The organism is Polynucleobacter sp. AP-Reno-20A-A9, assembly GCF_018882085.1.
Lineage (GTDB): Bacteria > Pseudomonadota > Gammaproteobacteria > Burkholderiales > Burkholderiaceae > Polynucleobacter.
In genome coordinates this window covers 300213-318814 of record NZ_JACVPB010000001.1, presented here as the reverse complement: position 1 = coordinate 318814, position 18602 = coordinate 300213, and the positions used below count along the sequence as shown (strand labels likewise).

Here is an 18602-nt window from a genome sequence, read left to right as displayed (position 1 = left end):
GCGGTAAATCCTTCTTTACCTGACAGATAGTGATGAATGACTTCTAGCTTAAAGTCTTTGCTGTATTTGGACATGAGACTGACCCTTTTGAGTTGGATTGGATGTCCAACTTTTGTGGGTCAGTTCATTGCAGTCCTTTTTTTATGCATGCACACTTAATTTCATACCCAAGGCATGTATTACCCTGGCTACAGTCTCAAATCGTGGACGTGCTTCAATTTTTAAGGCTCTATAAAGAGATTCCCTGGTTACTCCACTCTTTTTAGCAATAGCAGTCATTCCTTTTGCCCTAGCAATATCGCCTATTGCCGCAACAAATAAAGCAGGATCTCCATCCTCTAGCACAGCAGTTAAATATCCAGCGATATCTGCCTCAGTTTTTAAGTAATCAACGACATCAAATTTAGGTAAATCTTTTATTTTTATTTTTTTTGTATTTTTCATTCAATCCTCCATCGTTAAAAGCAACTTCTTAACCTTTTTAATATCGGCCTTTTGAGTTCTTTTATAACCGCCGCCCAACATCACAATTACTACCTTCCCACGCCGCAAGTAATACATCCGCCAACCGGAACCAAAATGCTCTCGCATCTCCCAAATTCCATTTGCATCAGTTATTGGGGCAACATCACCCAAATTTCCCAATGCGGCCCTACGCAGTCTTGCTAATAACCGACCTCGAGTTAAAGGATCGCGAATAGCCTTTAGCCAGACCTCAAATTCAACTGTTTTATTGATTTCATACATCTTCAAATTGTAATCAATTGGTTACAGTATACACAAAACCTTACCAATTACACTGCTTTAAAACATTAAAAAATTTAGATAATTAAGATAATGTGAAGTTAGATAAGTAAATAAAAAAGTCTGTAACAGCAGACTTTTTTGAAATTACGAATATCCCTTAGGATTATTTTTTTGCCATCGCCAAGAATCAGCACACATGCGATCAATCCCCAATTGAGCTTCCCAGCGTAAAACTTTTTTAGCTAACGTTGGATCTGCGTAATATTCAGATAGGTCACCAGCTCGTCGAGCAACAACCTCATAAGGAATTTTTACTCCTGATGCCGCCTCAAAGGCCTTAATCATGTCAAAAACGCTATAAGGCTTTCCGGTTCCTAGATTTACTGTGATGGATGCATTCTGTTCTAAGGCTTTTAAAGCCGCCAGGTGACCTGCAGCCAAATCTTCAACGTGAATGTAATCTCTTAAACCCGTTCCATCTGGGGTTGGGTAATCATTTCCATACACCATCAATTTTTCTTGAGCACCAATGGCGACCTGAGTCATAAATGGCATCAGATTGTTTGGTTTGCCAAAAGGATTTTCACCAATCTGCCCAGACTCATGAGCTCCAACTGGGTTGAAATATCTCAGTAAAGCAACTTTTAGAGCAGGATTGGCTTTTCTGAGGTCGCGCAAAATATCCTCCACCATCAACTTCGTCCTGCCATACACATTGATCGGCGAAACAGGGGTCTCTTCGGTATAACAAACTGATCCAGGATTGCCGTATACGGTAGCTGAAGAGGAGAAGATCAACTGATTTACATTAGCCAGCATCATCTCTTCAAACAAGACAATACTTCCGGATACATTGTTATCAAAGTATTTCAGGGGGAAGGCTTCGGATTCACCCACTGCTTTGAGGCCTGCGAAATGCATTACCGAATCGAATGCATGTTGCTCAAAAGTGGCTCTGACTAGCGCCCTATCTCGTATATCGCCCTCAATGAACTCAACGGCTTTTCCAGTTAAGCCCTCTATGCGCTTGATAACCCCCAAGCTACTGTTGGAAAGGTTATCCAGAATCACAATTTCTTTACCGGAATTTAATAGCTGAACTACGGTATGAGAGCCGATATAACCAGCGCCACCTGTGACCAGAATTTTTTTCATATTTTTAATTGCATCTTCAGCGGTAAATGCTGCGCACCAAATCGGCTACTTCAATTCTTTTAAAGCACTCTCGAAAGATTCGATATCCGCAAAGCTTCTATAGACCGAAGCAAATCGGATGTAAGCCACTTTGTCGAGACGCTTGAGTTCACGCATCACCAATTCACCTACGCGCTCACTCGGGATCTCTTTTTCGCCAAGACTGAGAAGCTTCTCTTCAATACGGGCAATCGATTCATCAACGGAGTCTGACGAAACTGGGCGTTTACGAAGAGCCAGCTTGAGTGAACTTGCCAACTTATCGTGGCTGTATTCCACCCGGCTGCCATTCTTCTTGACGATCGCCGGGAGAACCAACTCAACACGCTCATAAGTAGTAAAGCGCTTATCGCACTTGGCACAACGGCGACGACGGCGAATGGTATCGCCCTCGTCTGATACCCGGGTATCTAGAACCTGGGTATCTTCGTTATGACAAAAAGGGCAGCGCAATGAGGGCTCTTTTCTTTAGTGGTTATTGATTTTTTGTTGCTTAACCGTAGACCGGGAAACGCTTCGTGAGCTCTGAAACTTGAGCACGTACTTTGGCGATGTTCTCGGGATCATTTGGGTTATCCAAAACATCCGCAATAAAGTTACCTACTTGTCTTGCTTCTGCTTCTTTAAATCCACGGGTAGTCATCGCTGGTGAACCCAAACGAATACCACTGGTCACCATTGGTTTCTCTGGATCATTCGGAATACCATTCTTATTACAAGTAATGTGCGCTTCACCTAAAACACGCTCAGCTTCTTTACCGGTCATTTTCTTGGCACGCAAATCTACCAACATCACATGAGAATCTGTTCCACCAGAAACAATTCTTAAGCCACGCGCAATTAAAGTCTCCGCAAGTGCTTTTGCATTCGCTATCACTTGCTTTTGATAATCAATAAAGCTCGGCTCCTGCGCTTCTTTAAATGCTGCCGCCTTACCAGCGATTACATGCATCAAAGGGCCGCCCTGTAAGCCTGGGAAGACTGCGGAGTTAATCGCTTTCTCGTGCTCAGCCTTCATCAAGATGATGCCGCCACGAGGGCCGCGCAAGCTCTTGTGGGTAGTAGAGGTAACAATATCTGCATGCGGTACGGGGCTTGGATAAACACCAGCAGCAATCAGGCCAGAGTAATGCGCCATATCCACCATAAAAATCGCGCCCACTTCTTTTGCTAACTTACCAATGCGCTCCCAATCGATGACGAGGGAGTAGGCAGATGCACCAGCAATAATCAATTTAGGTTTGTGCTCACGTGCCAAACGCTCCATTTGCTCATAGTCAATCGCTTCGTTTTTATCAAGCCCATAAGAAATAGGATTGAACCACTTACCGCTCATATTCAGAGCCATGCCATGCGTTAAGTGACCGCCCTCAGCTAAGCTCATACCCATGAAGGTATCCCCTGGCTTTAAGAAGGCCAAGAACACCGCTTGGTTGGCAGAGGCGCCGCAATGCGGTTGCACGTTTGCAGCTTCAGCACCATAAAGGGCTTTGACACGATCAATTGCTAATTGCTCAGCAACGTCTACGAATTCACAACCACCGTAATAGCGCTTTCCTGGATAACCTTCGGCATATTTATTGGTCAACTGAGAGCCTTGGGCCTCCATTACCGCTGGTGAGGTGTAGTTCTCAGAAGCAATCAACTCAATATGGTCTTCCTGACGCTTATTTTCGTTATGAATGGCTTCCCATAATTGGGGATCGGTTTTGGCTAAAGTGTTCTGACGGTCAAACATAGTAATAATCCTGAAAAAGTTGGATTGCTGAGTGAATTAACTTAGTAAAATCAACCTACATCATACAAAATCCACCATGACCTCTACACAAGACCTCTCATTCCTCTCCCTAGTCCTTAATGCCAGCCTATTAGTACAGTTGGTAATGTTGTTATTACTAGGGATGTCCGTGGCCTCTTGGACCATTATTTTCAAGAAAACCGCTGTTTTGCGTGGGGTCCGCCAGGATACCGAGCGCTTTGAGCGCGACTTTTGGGCCGGTGGAGACCTGAACACCCTCCTGGAGGCAGCCCAGCGCAATACCCGCAGCGACGCCGTCCTAGAGCACATCTTTGAGGCTGGTATGCAAGAGTTCAACAAGGGGCGTGAGATTGATGCTGCCCGTCGCGCCATGAAAGCTACCTACCAACGTGAAATGGACCTCCTGGAAGCCAATCTACCTTTCTTGGCATCCGTAGGCTCAGTTTCTCCCTATATCGGCCTCTTTGGCACCGTTTGGGGCATCATGCACTCCTTCCGCGGTTTGGCCAATGTGCAAAACGCGACTCTTTCCGCTGTAGCCCCTGGTATTGCAGAAGCGTTGATCGCTACAGCGATTGGTCTGTTCGCAGCAATTCCGGCAGTAGTTGCATACAACCGTGCAGCAACTGATGTAGACCGTCTCTCCATTCGCTTTGAAACTTTCATTGAAGAGTTCACCAATATCTTGCAGCGTCAAACTGCAGGACGTTAATTGCAATAACGAGTGCATCGATAAGCGAAAAAATTATGGCTGGATCTTCATTACGTAAAAACAAACGTCGGGCAATGTCTGACATCAACGTCGTTCCATATATCGACGTGATGCTGGTGTTGCTTGTGATCTTTATGGTCACCGCACCGATGGTCAATCCAGGCGTCGTCAACTTACCAACCGTTGGTGGCGCCAAAGTGCAATCACTACCGCCAGTCTTTCTAACGATTGATGCCAATGAAAATGTCATCGTACGTAAAGATGGTGATCCGACGCAAACACTCAATAAATTTGAACTCGGCGCCTTTGCGAGATCACAAGCAGAAAAGTCTGCTGATCAACCAATTGTGATCGCCGCTGATAAATCCATCAAATATGAAACAGTGATGGAAGTAATGTCCAAGCTCAAAGAGAATGGCGTGAAGCGCGTTGGCCTTGCGGTCAAGACCCAGTAAGACTCAGGCCTTCATAGCTGCTCATGAATAGCGTACACTCTTTTCAGCCACCCCTCTCGCAATTCAAGCGAGGACGTTTTACGAAAGAAGAAAGCACTAAGCGCGCGTTTACTTTTTCACTCATTGCGCATTTGGGATTGCTTGCCTTTCTCATGATTGGCATTAGCTGGAATAACACCACCTCTTCTGGTGTTGAAGTTGAACTCTGGGATTCTGCTCCGCAGGTTGAAGCGCCGCCTGAACCAGAACTCAAAACCGAAATGAAAGAAGAAGCTGCAGATATCGCCATCAAGAAAAAGAAGGTTGAGAAAGAACCGCCCAAAAAAGAAGTAAAAGAAACTCCTAAAACGGTAAAACCCCCTCCACCCAAGGAGAAGGAAAAACCGAAGAAGGAAGAGCCGCCGAAAAAGGCTGAAGCCCCTAAAGCGCAATCTCCTGCAGAAACCAAAGCCAATGCCGCAGCAGAAAAAGTACGTGCAGATCAGTTAGCGCGTTTACGTGCTGCAGCTGGTGCCGAAGGTGGAAGTGGTGGCACAGTTGGAAGTGGTGTTGGTGGCGGAGGCAATGCGCCTCCAGGCTGGACCGATAAAGTGATTAAGAAGGTCAAGCCATTGATTGTCTTTAACCCTGAGTCCGTAAGTGGCAACCCTGCTGCAGTCATTCTGGTGAGCCTTGCTCCAGACGGAGCTATTCTGAGCACCAGCATTCAGTCCTCTAGCGGCAACGCTGGCTGGGATCGCGCAGTACTACTTGCACTCTCTCGCGCAGAAAGCCTGCCGAAAGACGACAATGGCAAAATTCCTCAACGCGAAGTAAAACTGACTTTTAAACCCAAGGATTAATGCATGTTGCAATTAGCAAAAAGACAGCTACAGAAGCTAGCATCAAAATTAAACTCTTTTAGCTTGATTGTTATTGCTCTTTGTATCAGCTTTGCAATGCCTGCGCTAGCGCAGATGCATATTGAAATCACGGGCGTTGGTCAATCACTCTACCCAATCGCGGTAATGCGGTTTAAAGACGAAAATAAATTGCCTACCAGTGTTACTGAAATCATTCGGCAAGATTTAGCACGCAGCGGTTACTTTAAAAATACTGAAAACGGTAATGCTGTTGAGAGTGATGATGGCACGCCTAACTACAAGTCTTGGGCGGCACGCGGTGCTGATGCACTAGTCGTTGGATCAGTCGTGCAGACTGGCAATAATCAGTTTGATATTCATTACAAGTTATTTGATGTTCGCAAATCCCAAAGTCTTGGCGGCTTAAATCTCAACTCAAGTGCCGATAACCTGCGTGCAGTTGCCCATAAAATTGCTGATGACATCATCTTCAAATTACTGGGTGAACGTGGCGTGTTCTCAACCCGCCTCTCCTACGTCATCAAGGATGGTAAGCGTTATCGGCTGGTGATCTCCGATGCGGACGGTCAAAATATTCGTAATGCTATGAATAGTGGCGAGCCGATCATTTCTCCATCATGGTCGCTTGATGGCAAGAAAGTAGCTTACGTCTCTTTTGAAGATCGCAAGCCAGTCATTTATGTTCACGAGCTTGCCACTGGTCGTCGCATTTCCCTATCAAACCAAAAAGGGAATAACAGCGCTCCAGCATGGTCGCCTGATGGTAAGAAATTGGCAATCTCATTATCTAAAGACGGCAATACTCAAATTTACGGTATCAGCGCAGATGGCACGGGTTTACATCGCTTAACTCGTGGCAACACCATTGATACTGAGCCACAATATTCTGCTGATGGTCGCTATATCTATTTCACCAGCGATCGCGGTGGTAACCCACAAATCTATCGCATGAGTGCTGATGGTGAACAAGCTGAAGGTGTCAAACGCATTACCTTCAAACAAGGTTTTGTAACTTCACCTCGTATCTCTCCAGACGGAAAGTACTTGGCTTACATTGCTAACGTTGGTGGCGCATACCGCCTCTACATTCTGAACTTAGCTACTGGTGATACTCAAGCGCTTACCGATGGCACTAGCGATGAATCCCCTTCCTTTGCAGCCAATGGACGCTATGTTCTTTACTCCACCAAAGTTGGTGGCAAACGCGTTCTTGCTGCTGTCTCAGTAGACGGGAACTCCAAGCAGGTGTTGAGCATTCCAGGATCTGACGTACGTCAGCCTTCCTGGGGTCCATTCATGGACTGAGTCAAGGCTAGCCCTAACCAAGCCTTCACTACGTCCAAACCCCTTTTTAGGGGTTGAAATAGTCACTTTTGATGTTCTTGGGGGCATAATATTGTCTATTGATTCATTTATAGATTTAGCTCGTAGGAAAAAGGAAAATTCATGAAGATTTCTATCGCACGTCGCGCAGCGACATTCGCCCTGATTGGTGCCGCAGCATTTTTGATGGCAGCCTGCTCCAGCGTCAAGCTAGATGACACTGATGGTGCCAATGGTAGCGGTAGTGGCAAATTTGGCTCACAGCCATGGAATGATCCAAGCAGCCCACTCTTTGAGAAAAGCGTTTACTTTGGCTTTGATGAATACACCGTTCAGACTAAATACCAAAAAATGCTGTCTACTCACGCAAGCTACTTAAAAGCCAACCCAAAGCAGAAGATCATTATTCAAGGTAATACTGATGAACGCGGCACAGCTGAATACAACTTGGCGCTTGGCCAACGTCGTTCTGATGCTGTACGTAAATCATTGAACTTGATGGGCGTTTCTGACGACCAAATGGAAGCGGTAAGCTTTGGTAAAGAAAAACCAAAAGCAGAAGGTGATACCGAAGCAGCTTGGGCAGAAAATCGCCGCGCTGATATTGTTTACATCACCAACTAAATGAAGATGCTTTCATACTCAGCAAAACAAACGCTCTCACGAGCGTTTTGTTTAAGTGCCGCACTCATTTGCTTAGGCGCCTCTAATAGTGCTTGGGCCCTCTTCTCTGACGATGAAGCGCGTAAAGCGATTCTGGATCTACGTAAGTCTCTAGCCACCACCCAGCTTGAGTTGCAGGGGCAAATCGACAAACTCAAAACTGAGAATGCCGAGCTGCGCGGCAAAGTTGAAGAGCTTGAAAAGCAAGGTGAGGACATTAACAATAGTCAGAAAACTTACTACCAAGATCTCGATACGCGCTTAGGTAATTTTGAGCCTCGTACCGTAACAATTGAAGGTGTTTCTGGAACAGTACAGCCTGGCGAGAAAAAAGCCTACGACGATGCGTTGAAAGCGTTCCAGGCAGGTAATCTGAAAAAAGCTGACGATAGCTTTGCTGCTTTCACAGCGAAGTATCCAAAGAGCCCTTACTTACCGCTTGCCCTCTACTGGAGTGGCAATAGTAAATATGCCAACAAAGAATATGCTGGCGCCATCAGTCAACTGCAAAGTTTAATTAAGCGCTACCCAAATCATCCGCGTGTTCCTGCAGCAATGGTTACATTAGGAAGCTCGCAATTAGAAAGTGGTAACAAGGCAGCAGCTAAAAAAACATTTAGTGAAATTATTGCCAAGTACCCAGATACTGACGCCGCTAAAGATGCACAGCAACTCATTGCTGGCACCAAGTAAGCACTTCAACAGCTATGTCAAAGTTATCCGCCGCATTTGAATCACTCGCGCCCCGTAAATCAGGCGCTCCAGCAGTCATCCTCTTTTCAGGTGGATTGGACTCCACTACTGTTCTAGCGCTTGCAAAAGATCTGGGATATACGCCATACGCTCTTTCGGTTGGATATGGTCAGCGTCATTCATCTGAGCTGGCAGCAGCCAAGCATATTGCCAAGCAAGTTGGAGTGGCAAGACATGAAGTGGTGAATTTAGATCTCACTCGCTTTGGGGGCTCTGCTTTAACTGACTCCTCGATTGCGGTCCCAACAACGCCTGGCAAAGATCAAGAGATCCCCGTTACCTACGTGCCAGCACGGAATACGATCTTGCTATCACTTGCATTGGGTTGGGCAGAGTCATTGGGTGGTCTTGATATTTTCTATGGCGCTAATTCGGTTGATTACTCTGGCTACCCTGATTGCCGCCCTGAATATGTTGCCTCTTTTGAACATATGGCCAACCTAGCCACTAAAGCAGGTGTAGAAGCCATCAATGATGCAAATCGTTTTAGAGTACACGCACCTATCATCAGTCTGACTAAGGGTGAAATCATCCAACTAGGAAGCACACTAGGCGTGGATTATTCTCAAACAGTCTCTTGCTACCAAGCCAACGATTTAGGCGAAGCCTGTGGTGAATGTGAGTCTTGCCGTCTAAGGCAGGCGGGCTTTAAGCAAGCTAATCTGGTCGACCCAACCCGCTATAGGTAAGACTACGACAAAGAAGTAAACCCATAGGGCTATCAGGCCCTATATTTTTGCGTTTGACATTTGTCAAAAAGCACATAATAATGCACTAAATTATGGGTATTTTAATATGAGCCTTACACAGACAATCCACGCTAAAACCACAGTCAGCATGACTGACTTAAGGCGCAACCCCAGCAAGATTATGGAGATCGCGGGAGATCTTCCTGTTGCCGTCTTAAACCACAATAAGCCAGAAGCCTATCTTTTATCTGCAAAGGCTTATGAAGCATTGCTCGATCTAATTGATGATGTCTCACTAATTAAAACTATTCAGGCTCGCAAAGGCGGCAAAACTGTGAAAGTGAAGCTTGAAGAGCTTTAGTCTTGAGTTTCATGCTCTTGCATTAAAAGAATGGCAAAAATTAGATAACTCAGTAAAAGAGCAATTTAAAAAGCAACTGCAAAAACGTCTAGTTAACCCAAGAGTGCCCTCAGCAAAACTTCATGGTGACTTAGACAACTTTTATAAAATTAAACTGAGAACTGTTGGTTATAGACTTGTTTATGAAGTTATTGATCACAAACTTGTAGTGCTAGTGATTGCTGTAGGTAAGCGAAATCAAGATGTAGTGTACAGAAAAGCGGAAAGCAGAAAATGAGTAATCAACCTTATTTAGCTTGAGTTTCCAGCATTCTTGCAACATAGCGCGCAATCAAATCTACTTCAAGATTCACCGCATCACCTTGCTTGAGATTACCCAGCGTAGTGTTTTCCAAGGTGTGGGGAATGATATTGATATTGATCACGCAAGCAGTTGCCGTGTCTTCGGTCTGATTGACTGTGAGCGATACACCATTCACAACAATCGAGCCTTTGTAAGCCAAGTATTGCGCCAGTTCTTTTGGAGCTTCAATACGTAGTAGCCATGAACCATAAGCATCATTAGCCACTTGGGAAAAATGCGCTACTTTACCAAGACCATCTACGTGCCCGCTAACTAAATGACCGCCCAAGCGATCATTTAATCGCATGGCTTTTTCAAGATTGACTGGGCCGATCTTATCAAGACCAATTGTTTTATTCAGAGACTCACGAGAGATATCCAGGGCAAAAGAATTGCTGGTTAACTGGGTAGCTGTCATGCAAGCACCCTGAATAGCAATGCTGTCACCTAAGGCAACATCATCCAAATAGCCGGATGGAACCTCAACAATTAAATGCAAGCCATCGCCCTTTGCTTGAGCGCTCTTAATTTGACCAACAGCAGTAATGATTCCAGTAAACATAGTGTGATTTTAGTAGTTATTTTTTACTTAATTAAGCGGAGTCGAAGATCGGGCCCAAAGAGACTGTGATCAGTGACTTTCCACTCTTTTTTGTCAGTCAAAGAAATTAGGGGTGAAACATTGGCCATACCAATACCATCGCCCATCAAGAATGGCGCGTAGTAGAGTAACAACTCATCTACACAATCTTCTCTAAGCAAAGAACCATTGAGCTTAAAGCCTGACTCTATATGAATCTCGTTCATCTCACGCTCTTTGGCTAAATACGAGAATAGCTTTGGAAGATCTACTTTGCCAGATGGATTAGCCATAGCAATGACTTCTATACCGCGCCCAGTAAATGCTTGCGCTTTTTGTTGCATTTCAGGGTCATTCAGGCTGGCACAAACAATGATGACGCCTGATTGATCAATATTATTGAGAACCTTTGCTGTCGGCGGCGTTTCTAATTTGGAATCTACGATGATGCGCCAAGGTTGACGCTCAGTTTGAACATCTCGTACATTCAGAGTGGGATCATCCTCTTTAACGGTGCCTACACCAGTCACAATGGCACAAGCTTGGGCACGCCAATGATGTCCATCTGCTCTCGCCAATGGTCCGGTAATCCATTGACTTCGACCATTAGGCAAAGCCGTTTTGCCATCCAGGCTTGCTGCGATTTTCATGCGCACCCAAGGCAAACCTCGGGTCATTCGTGAAATAAAGCCTGGATTTAATGCACGGGCCTCAGACTCCATTAATCCACAGTGCACTTTGATTCCCGCAGCCTTCAGACGCTCTAAGCCTTTACCAGCAACTAAAGGATTGGGATCCGACATCGCCACAAATACGGTTGCAGGTTTTGCTGCGATCAATGCATCTACACAGGGAGGCGTTCGTCCAGTGTGATTACATGGCTCTAGCGTGACATAGATAGTGGATCCAGTCGGATCATTTCCAAGAGATTTGGTATTGGCCAAGGCTTGTACCTCAGCATGAGCGCTACCCACCTTCTGAGTGAATCCACGTCCAATCACTTGGCTGTCTTTAACGATGATGCAACCCACCCTAGGATTAGGATTGGATAAATAAAGTGCTTTTTGAGCCTCGGCTAAAGCCTCGCTCATGAACTGGTGGTCAACTGCGCTGTACATGGGGTCTATTAAACCATTCAATGACAGCGCTTTGCGTCCCTCTCGGGATCACAGATCCGCCAACGCCCTCCACTGCCCAGAATCATTTGGCGCTCTAGGTCGGGAGCCCTGCTGTGACCCAAGATCAGCCGATTGGCAACAAATCCCCCGTGGGCCGTCTTAGCAGCTCCAGCAGCATTAAATAAGATGCCCTTCTTACCAGAATTAGGATCAATGAATTGCTTACCTCCACCCTTAAAGTAAACAGGGTCAATATTTCCCTGCGAAAACCAGGGCTTTTCCATACAGCCTGATTTAACTGGCCTCCCGATACAGCCGCTTTTAACTACCCATCCCGCCTCCCATCGATCGTCAGAAATAGGCGCCAGGCGCACAGGCTGACCTAAATACAAAGCTTGCTGGCGAGCAAAATGGGCGTGGGTAATAAATCTTCGAGCGATAGTCTCGATTTCTCGAGCGGCAATTTGCTCTTGCAATAAAGGCATTGTCATCATTGCAACAATTGCAATGAGCAAAACGACAGCCATTAATTCCAGAAGACTAAATCCAAATTCCGAATGATGGCGTTGACTTATAGATTGCTTTAAATCATTCAAAGACTTGGCGCCAGTTAAAACGAGTTGCAATGCCTGTCTTTTCATCAATGACAACACCGATTTGAATCACTGGTTTTTCTTTACTCGAAATCAACCAGCGATTTTTACCAGCAGGCTGAATGAAGCAAGCATTCCCTTCTAAGTCTGCAAGCTTAGTAATATTTTTCTCGCACTCTAATACTGCTTTCTCAGAAGCAATAAAATGTTTCTGGGCCATCTCCATTGTTTTTACTTCAACAATACGCAATGCATTCAACCTCTCTAAATACGCTATGAGAGATGAGCAGAGCAAGAGCAGCGATATCACCCAAGCCAAAATCACAAGAGATTCCTCGTCGCAAATGTTCGCTCTAGATCCAGGTTGAGCTTGGCTCCGTCGGTCATCTGTAGCGTGACCTTAAAGAGCCTTTGGACCATATTGGTATTGGCTTGAGTGGGATTAAGCTCCTCAATCAATAAACCATTGACTCCATTCATTAAGGTGGTATTTTGAACGTGGCCTTGACGATCCAGCGACTCACATATCAATGAGCCGCCATTCACTTTTTTACCTTTAGGAACTCCCGCCTGACGATCTACTAAAAATCCTTGCAGCGCTAAGTGACTCTTGGTACGTTCTGCAGTGATAGCGTTACCAACACAATCAAAACCCACACCATTGGATAGCTCATGACGAACAGTCAATGAATCAGATCCTCTAAAGCCAACCTTTTTCTCTACATCCAAAAATATATTTTCTTTTTTTAACTGTCCTGATTTATTTATCGGCAAGACCTTAGATTGAATATTCCGATAACCTGCGATACGAATAGCTCGGCCAATCAATTCGAATGCACGATCTGCTTCCGAAATTAAAGATTGTGATTTCTCATGCTCAATTTGCTTGATCACCAAATCAGCGCTTGTCTTTAATAGTGGATTGAGCAGAAGTGCGCACAGCGCGATTCCGACTAAGCACTCGAGCAGACTCATTGCTTAAGGCTTTATTGGGTAGATTGAGATTGATCCTGCTGTGTTCTTGCATTTCAAAAACATCTGAATCCTTTCTAAGTTGTGATCTTTTGCTTTCTTGTTGAGTCAGGGTTAAGGCTAGGCGCTGATAAACACCTACCGATGCCATCCAGACCCCCAAAATCATGCTCATGGCCACCAAAACCTCTAACAAAATAAATCCCTGGCAATTTATAGGTCCGAGTCCTGGGTTGGAGTGCTTTTTAGGGGGCATCGCCCATTTTCAAAGGCAGTCTTCCGAACTGAAACTCCGATCCAAGGCTCTTGCTGTCAGAAACACGGGATATTGAGGTGGGACAGCACTGCAAAGGGCTCCTGAGCTTAAAATAGAGGGCTATGCCAAATACCCTTGCCTCCACCGAAGAAATTATTGCTGAGCTGCACGCCGGCAAGATGGTGATCCTCGTAGACGAAGAAGATCGTGAGAACGAAGGCGATTTAGTTTTGGCCGCCGATCATGTCACAGCTGAAGCAGTGAATTTCATGGCAAAACATGGTCGCGGCCTGATCTGCTTAACCCTGACTCGCGAACGCTGCCAACAACTTAATCTCCCCCTAATGGTTCGGGATAACGGCACATCGATGGGAACCAATTTCACGGTCTCCATTGAAGCAGCCAGCGGAGTAACTACTGGCATTTCTGCAGCTGATCGTGCACTCACCATTAAAACTGCAGTAGCACCAAACGCTAAGCCCAATGACTTAGTTCAGCCTGGACATATTTTTCCATTGATGGCGCAGCCTGGCGGCGTACTCATTCGCTCAGGACATACTGAAGCCGGCTGCGATTTAGCGGCAATGGCTGGATGCTCCCCTACTTCCGTGATTTGTGAAATCATGAAAGATGACGGTAGCATGGCACGCCTCCCAGATCTTCTGGAATTTGCCCAAAAGCATCAATTAAAAATTGGCAGTATCGCTGACCTTATTCAATACCGTAGTCAGCATGAAAGCATTGTGGTTCGTGAAGGTAGTAGAGAATTCATCACCCCATGGGGAAAATTCCAAGGCATCATTTACCGCGATACTCCAAGCTCATGTGTTCATATTGCATTAGTGCATGGCAAGCCTTCTGAAGCTCAAGAAACTTTGGTGCGCGTGCATGAGCCAGTTACTGTGTTGGACTTCCTGGATTCGAATGTCAGCACCCATTCTTGGCCACTCGCCAAAGCCTTAGAGCAAATTGCTGCTTCACCAGCTGGCGTAGCCGTACTGCTCAATGCCTCTGGCATTGCTGCCCCGAATGATCAAGATTGGTTAGCTCAGTTCCAAAAACTCAATCAGTCACAGGAAGAAGCCAAGAAACCTTTAGCCAGAAAAACGGATTTCAGAAGCTATGGCATTGGCGCCCAAATCTTGAAAGATATCGGTGTTGGCAAAATGCGCTTGCTTGCCAACCCAAGTCCGGTACCTAGCCTTTCTGGCTATAAGCTCGAAGTTACGGGTTACAAGCCGTACACTTCTTAAGTCCCCTAAAGCCAAAATATTTTTAAAGATTGCTATGACTAGTTCCACGAATGATTTTGTAGGCGTATTAGAAACTGATCTCAATGGTCAAGATCTCCGCATTGGTGTTGTACAAGCGCGCTTTAATGAAGATCATTGCGTTGCCCTAACAAATTCCTGTATCAATGAATTGATTTCTCTTGGCGTTTCTCAAGCAGATATCAAATTGGTTACCGTTCCTGGCGCCCTAGAAATTCCATTTGCCCTCCAAAAAATGGCAGAGACTGGTGAGTTTGATGGTTTAGTTGCCCTGGGAGCAGTCATTCGTGGTGAGACCTATCACTTTGAATTAGTCTCCAATGAATCTGCTTCTGGTATTACTCGCATTTCTATTGACTCTGGATTACCAATCGCCAATGGCGTACTCACTTGCGACACTGATGAGCAAGCCCTTGCTCGTGTTCAGGTAAAAGGCGCAGAATGTGCTCAAGCAGTAGTGGAGATGGCAAATTTAGCCTTGGCATTAACTCCTGATATTGATATCGAAATCAACTCGAGTGAAGAAGAATAATTCGCATGACTACATCTAGCCAGAATCCACTAAATCCACAAGCTGACAAGGAAGTGAAGTCCGCTCCAAAGCGCTCACTCACGCCACGTCGTCGCGCTCGTGAATACGCTCTTCAGGGTGTTTATCAAAGCCTAGTTATGCGTCGTGCTGGCAGCATCCCCAATGCCGCCGCCATTGCTAAGCAGCTTGCAGAAGATCCAGCCTTCCGTCGCTGCCAGCTTGATCTATTTCAAGGTATTTTTGATGGCGTATTAGCTCGCACCGATGAGTTGGAGGCCATTATTACTCCAGCATTAGATCGCCCTATTAACGAACTCTCACCAGTTGAGCATGCAGCATTGCTCATTGGCGCCTATGAGTTAGCTATCGATCTTTCGGTACCTTACAAAGTGGCCATCAATGAAGCAGTTGAGCTTGCCAAAACCTTTGGCGGCACAGATGGCCATAAATATGTCAATGGCGTACTAGATCTACTGGCCCAAAAGCTGCGTACAGCCGAGACTCAGGCAGGCTAAACATCCCCTAAGCAGCAGTACAGCATCTCAGCCTCCAGACCCCAAAAGCTCGGAGGCTTTTTTATTTATTGGGGGATAAAATGATCCACATCTATACCAAGGTCAAACATCATGCAAAAAGTAGACATTCGCAGCCAATTACAAGATTCAAGTCTTTTTAGGGAAGAGGCTTTTATCGATGGTAAATGGGTTGGCTCTAAAAATACCTTCGTAGTTTCTAATCCGGCTACTGATGAGATCATTGCTTCGGTAGCTAATCTAGAAACCAAAGATGCTGAGCTTGCTATCATCGCCGCTGAAAAAGTGCTCCCTGCATGGCGCAGTAAATTAGCCAAAGAGCGCGCGCAAATCATGCGCAAGTGGTTTGACCTCATTATTGACAATACACAAGATCTGGCAAAGCTCATGACGCTCGAGCAGGGCAAGCCTTTAACTGAAGCTGCAGGTGAAGTTGTTTATGGCGCCTCATTTGTGGAGTGGTTTGCTGAAGAAGCAAAGCGAGTTGAAGGGTCTATTCTGGGAACCACCTGGAGCGATAAGCGCCTCATGGTATTAAAGCAACCGATTGGTGTTTGCGTAGCCATTACTCCTTGGAACTTCCCGATTGCGATGATCACGCGCAAGATTGCACCCGCATTAGCAGCAGGCTGCACTATCGTCATCAAACCCGCTGAATTAACGCCGCTATCCGCCTTGGCCCTAGCTGAACTAGCTAAGCGTGCTGGTATTCCGGATGGGGTGATTAATATTGTGACCGCCGATGCCAATCAATCCATTGTGATTGGCAAAACACTTTGCTCCTCGCCAACAGTGCGCCATCTATCGTTCACAGGATCTACAGAAGTGGGCCGCATCCTGATGGAACAATGTGCTCCAACTGTCAAAAAACTCGCTCTAGAGTTAGGTGGGCACGCCCCGTTCATCGTTTTTGAAGATGCCGATATCGATGCCGCAGTCAGTGGCGCCATGGCTTCTAAATTTAGAAACTCCGGTCAAACTTGCGTCTGTGCAAACCGCTTTTATGTTCATAAAAAAGTGCATGACCTGTTTGTTGAAAAGTTTGCCAAGGCGCTATCCGCCATTAAAGTGGGTAACGGCATGGAAGCTGGTATTAGCCAAGGCCCTTTGATTGAAACTGCAGCTCTTGAGAAAGTACAAAAGCATGTTGCTGATGCACTGAGCAAAGGCGCCAAGCTTGTTACTGGCGGCAAACAGTCCATTGAAGGCAAGAACTTTTATGAGCCAACTATTTTGGCTAACGTAAATAGCCAAATGCTCATTACGTACGAGGAAACTTTCGGCCCTGTAGCACCCATCATTCCTTTTGAGAGTGATGAAGAGGTTATTCAGCTAGCCAATAGCAGTCAGTTTGGCCTAGCATCTTATTTCTATAGCCGTGATATTGGCCGCGTATGGAAAGTGGCTGAGGCCCTTGAATACGGCATGGTGGGCGTCAATACTGGATTGATCTCTAACGAGGTTGCTCCCTTTGGTGGCATCAAGCAATCTGGCCTGGGACGCGAAGGCAGTGTCTACGGCATGGACGAATACCTTGAGATGAAGTACGTCTGCGTGGGCTTATAGGCCTATAGACCTCTTTTTATTGATTTATTTTTTAGTTACTTGGTTTATTTTTTCTTGTAGACCAAATCCCAAACGCCGTGGCCTAGCTTGATGCCACGGTTTTCAAATTTGGTCACTGGGCGATAGTCTGGACGCACGACATACCCCTGATGCTCAGCATTGAGCTGCTCAAGAGTGGGCTTAAATTCATTGCAAACCTCATCAGGTTTGGCCACATCCTCAGCGGTGAAAGTTTCCACCTTCATCAATTCACTAGAAGTATTTTGTATAGTATTTTCAGCATTCAGCACCAAGAGCATTTGCTCGGCATAGTTATGCCAATCGGTTGCTAAATGTAAATAGCCCCCTGGTTTTAATCTGGAGACTAACAGTCTTACAAACTCTGCCTGAATGAGGCGGCGCTTATGGTGGCGCCTCTTATGCCAAGGATCTGCAAAGTAAATATGAATTCCATCCAGCGAATCTGGCGCAAGCATGTTCTCTAAAACCTCAACAGCATCATGCTGTATGAGTCTGAGATTGGTCAGCTGGTTTTCACCAATCAATTTGAGCAGGGCCCCGACACCAGGAGGATGAACCTCGATCGCCAAAAAGTCATCATCCGCTCTTAAGGCAGCAATCTTAGCGGTGGTCTCACCCATACCAAAGCCAATCTCCAATATCTTTGGTTTAGTTGAGCCGTTAAATGCTTCAATTAAATTGAGATTGGATGCTTGATAAGGTAGTAAAAACTGGGGTCCCAATTCTTCAATGGCGCGTTGTTGACCGGCGGTAGTTCTTCCAGCTCTCAATACGAATGAGCGAATCCTATCTACTCTCTTCATTTGTCAAAGCCATTTGGCGTATTCCAACCTGCCGAGCGATAGGCATAAACAACCTCGGCCAGAACAATGGATAAAGAGGTCATAAAAAAGACGAGGCCCAGCACAAATGTCCAAATGACATAAGCCGTCTGCAAAGAACGGACCGCGCCCGCTTGAAAGAAAAATAGTTCAAGAACCGTTAAGGAAATAAACACACCGCTGAGGACATCAAAAAATATGGCAGCGGTACAAAGGCGACCTCGAATTTGAGCCTCATCCGCCTCTTTATGCATGTGCTGCAGTATTTTCGCGTCCTTTACCTCACCCAGATTAATAGAATGCCGAATCGCACGCATACGATCAACTGAACGGGCTAAGCGCCCTGAAATCGCATTAATTAAAGTTGCTACGGCAGTTAACAAAAATACAGGGGCAAGTGCCAGCTGAATATTATTGGTAATTGCGTCTATTGATACATCCATATTGAATTGCCTTAACTTTGATAAAGGGTATTGG

At 45.7% G+C, this 18602-nt stretch carries 26 protein-coding genes; 13 read left to right on the top strand and 13 right to left on the bottom strand.

Translation table 11 applies throughout. The annotated features are described in order from the left end of the window. Positions 1 to 141: 141 nt before the first annotated feature. The 5 genes from ICN39_RS01685 to glyA form a co-directional block, all read right to left on the bottom strand. Entirely contained in the window at positions 142 to 444 is a 303-nt protein-coding gene (locus ICN39_RS01685) for an addiction module antidote protein (protein WP_072583291.1), read from the bottom strand. Beyond that, complete coding sequence (locus ICN39_RS01680; RefSeq protein WP_216232390.1) at positions 445 to 747, bottom strand: type II toxin-antitoxin system RelE/ParE family toxin; 303 nt, start codon at positions 745 to 747, stop codon at positions 445 to 447. Positions 748 to 891: 144 nt separating this feature from the next. Then, entirely contained in the window at positions 892 to 1902 is a 1011-nt protein-coding gene (gene galE, locus ICN39_RS01675) for a UDP-glucose 4-epimerase GalE (protein ID WP_216232389.1), read from the bottom strand. A 45-nt stretch (positions 1903 to 1947) separates the two neighbouring features. Then, positions 1948 to 2394, bottom strand: coding sequence for a transcriptional regulator NrdR (nrdR, locus tag ICN39_RS01670; protein ID WP_216121648.1), 447 nt, complete (start codon positions 2392 to 2394; stop codon positions 1948 to 1950). A gap of 40 nt (positions 2395 to 2434) precedes the next feature. Beyond that, complete coding sequence (gene glyA / locus ICN39_RS01665; protein ID WP_216232388.1) at positions 2435 to 3679, bottom strand: serine hydroxymethyltransferase; 1245 nt, start codon at positions 3677 to 3679, stop codon at positions 2435 to 2437. 76 nt (positions 3680 to 3755) lie between these two features. Here glyA and tolQ point away from each other — a divergent pair, with 76 nt between their 5' ends. The 9 genes from tolQ to ICN39_RS01620 all read left to right on the top strand — a co-directional run bounded on the left by tolQ (position 3756) and on the right by ICN39_RS01620 (position 9796). Continuing rightward, positions 3756 to 4412, top strand: a complete 657-nt coding sequence (gene tolQ, locus ICN39_RS01660; protein WP_216232387.1) for a protein TolQ — start codon at positions 3756 to 3758, stop codon at positions 4410 to 4412. Positions 4413 to 4447: 35 nt separating this feature from the next. Next, positions 4448 to 4867: a protein TolR gene (gene tolR, locus ICN39_RS01655; protein WP_072583297.1), complete on the top strand. Its 420-nt coding sequence runs from the start codon at positions 4448 to 4450 to the stop codon at positions 4865 to 4867. A gap of 23 nt (positions 4868 to 4890) precedes the next feature. Then, entirely contained in the window at positions 4891 to 5709 is an 819-nt protein-coding gene (gene tolA / locus ICN39_RS01650) for a cell envelope integrity protein TolA (RefSeq protein ID WP_216232386.1), read from the top strand. 3 nt (positions 5710 to 5712) lie between these two features. Continuing rightward, positions 5713 to 7035, top strand: coding sequence for a Tol-Pal system beta propeller repeat protein TolB (tolB, locus tag ICN39_RS01645; protein WP_216232385.1), 1323 nt, complete (start codon positions 5713 to 5715; stop codon positions 7033 to 7035). A gap of 141 nt (positions 7036 to 7176) precedes the next feature. Then, entirely contained in the window at positions 7177 to 7677 is a 501-nt protein-coding gene (gene pal / locus ICN39_RS01640; protein WP_216232384.1) for a peptidoglycan-associated lipoprotein Pal, read from the top strand. Continuing rightward, positions 7678 to 8409 (top strand): tol-pal system protein YbgF, encoded by a 732-nt coding sequence (gene ybgF, locus ICN39_RS01635; protein WP_216232383.1) that lies wholly within the window; start codon positions 7678 to 7680, stop codon positions 8407 to 8409. It abuts the gene before it with no gap. Between the two features lie 14 nt (positions 8410 to 8423). Beyond that, complete coding sequence (gene queC, locus ICN39_RS01630; RefSeq protein WP_216232382.1) at positions 8424 to 9158, top strand: 7-cyano-7-deazaguanine synthase QueC; 735 nt, start codon at positions 8424 to 8426, stop codon at positions 9156 to 9158. Between the two features lie 106 nt (positions 9159 to 9264). Further along, the gene (locus ICN39_RS01625) at positions 9265 to 9519 is read left to right on the top strand and encodes a type II toxin-antitoxin system prevent-host-death family antitoxin (protein ID WP_215362623.1); all 255 of its coding nucleotides are present in this window, start codon (positions 9265 to 9267) and stop codon (positions 9517 to 9519) included. After that, the gene (locus ICN39_RS01620) at positions 9506 to 9796 is read left to right on the top strand and encodes a type II toxin-antitoxin system RelE/ParE family toxin (RefSeq protein WP_216232381.1); all 291 of its coding nucleotides are present in this window, start codon (positions 9506 to 9508) and stop codon (positions 9794 to 9796) included. Before ICN39_RS01625 ends, ICN39_RS01620 begins: the two co-directional genes overlap by 14 nt. Positions 9797 to 9806: 10 nt before the next feature. Here the strand turns inward: ICN39_RS01620 and ICN39_RS01615 are convergent, their stop codons facing one another. Genes ICN39_RS01615 through ICN39_RS01590 form a run of 6 tightly spaced genes read right to left on the bottom strand, consistent with a single transcriptional unit; the run spans position 9807 to position 13381 of the window. Continuing rightward, entirely contained in the window at positions 9807 to 10424 is a 618-nt protein-coding gene (locus tag ICN39_RS01615) for a riboflavin synthase (protein WP_216232380.1), read from the bottom strand. A 23-nt stretch (positions 10425 to 10447) separates the two neighbouring features. Continuing rightward, positions 10448 to 11560, bottom strand: coding sequence for a bifunctional diaminohydroxyphosphoribosylaminopyrimidine deaminase/5-amino-6-(5-phosphoribosylamino)uracil reductase RibD (gene ribD / locus ICN39_RS01610; protein ID WP_216232379.1), 1113 nt, complete (start codon positions 11558 to 11560; stop codon positions 10448 to 10450). A 17-nt stretch (positions 11561 to 11577) separates the two neighbouring features. Further along, positions 11578 to 12186, bottom strand: coding sequence for a GspH/FimT family pseudopilin (locus ICN39_RS01605; protein WP_255532239.1), 609 nt, complete (start codon positions 12184 to 12186; stop codon positions 11578 to 11580). Then, positions 12149 to 12478: a hypothetical protein gene (locus ICN39_RS01600; protein ID WP_216232378.1), complete on the bottom strand. Its 330-nt coding sequence runs from the start codon at positions 12476 to 12478 to the stop codon at positions 12149 to 12151. Before ICN39_RS01600 ends, ICN39_RS01605 begins: the two co-directional genes overlap by 38 nt. Next, a complete protein-coding gene (locus ICN39_RS01595; RefSeq protein WP_216232377.1) occupies positions 12475 to 13128 on the bottom strand; it encodes a hypothetical protein in 654 nt (217 codons plus the stop codon). The genes ICN39_RS01600 and ICN39_RS01595 overlap by 4 nt, the downstream gene beginning before the upstream one ends. After that, positions 13052 to 13381 (bottom strand): prepilin-type N-terminal cleavage/methylation domain-containing protein, encoded by a 330-nt coding sequence (locus tag ICN39_RS01590; protein WP_216232376.1) that lies wholly within the window; start codon positions 13379 to 13381, stop codon positions 13052 to 13054. Before ICN39_RS01590 ends, ICN39_RS01595 begins: the two co-directional genes overlap by 77 nt. 122 nt (positions 13382 to 13503) lie before the next feature. Between ICN39_RS01590 and ribBA the strand changes: the two genes are divergently transcribed. The 4 genes from ribBA to ICN39_RS01570 all read left to right on the top strand — a co-directional run bounded on the left by ribBA (position 13504) and on the right by ICN39_RS01570 (position 17283). Next, positions 13504 to 14634: a bifunctional 3,4-dihydroxy-2-butanone-4-phosphate synthase/GTP cyclohydrolase II gene (gene ribBA, locus ICN39_RS01585; protein ID WP_216232375.1), complete on the top strand. Its 1131-nt coding sequence runs from the start codon at positions 13504 to 13506 to the stop codon at positions 14632 to 14634. A gap of 34 nt (positions 14635 to 14668) precedes the next feature. Continuing rightward, a complete protein-coding gene (gene ribH / locus ICN39_RS01580; protein ID WP_216232374.1) occupies positions 14669 to 15184 on the top strand; it encodes a 6,7-dimethyl-8-ribityllumazine synthase in 516 nt (171 codons plus the stop codon). A gap of 5 nt (positions 15185 to 15189) precedes the next feature. Next, positions 15190 to 15699, top strand: coding sequence for a transcription antitermination factor NusB (gene nusB / locus ICN39_RS01575; protein WP_216232373.1), 510 nt, complete (start codon positions 15190 to 15192; stop codon positions 15697 to 15699). 111 nt (positions 15700 to 15810) lie between these two features. Next, on the top strand, positions 15811 to 17283 hold the full coding sequence (locus ICN39_RS01570) for an NAD-dependent succinate-semialdehyde dehydrogenase (protein WP_216232372.1): 1473 nt from the start codon (positions 15811 to 15813) through the stop codon (positions 17281 to 17283). Positions 17284 to 17327: 44 nt separating this feature from the next. Here ICN39_RS01570 and trmB read toward each other — a convergent pair whose 3' ends face one another. Both trmB and ICN39_RS01560 read right to left on the bottom strand, forming a co-directional pair. Then, positions 17328 to 18107, bottom strand: a complete 780-nt coding sequence (trmB, locus tag ICN39_RS01565) for a tRNA (guanosine(46)-N7)-methyltransferase TrmB (protein ID WP_216232371.1) — start codon at positions 18105 to 18107, stop codon at positions 17328 to 17330. Then, positions 18104 to 18568: a DUF2721 domain-containing protein gene (locus tag ICN39_RS01560; protein ID WP_216232370.1), complete on the bottom strand. Its 465-nt coding sequence runs from the start codon at positions 18566 to 18568 to the stop codon at positions 18104 to 18106. Before ICN39_RS01560 ends, trmB begins: the two co-directional genes overlap by 4 nt. Between the last annotated feature and the right edge of the window lie 34 nt (positions 18569 to 18602).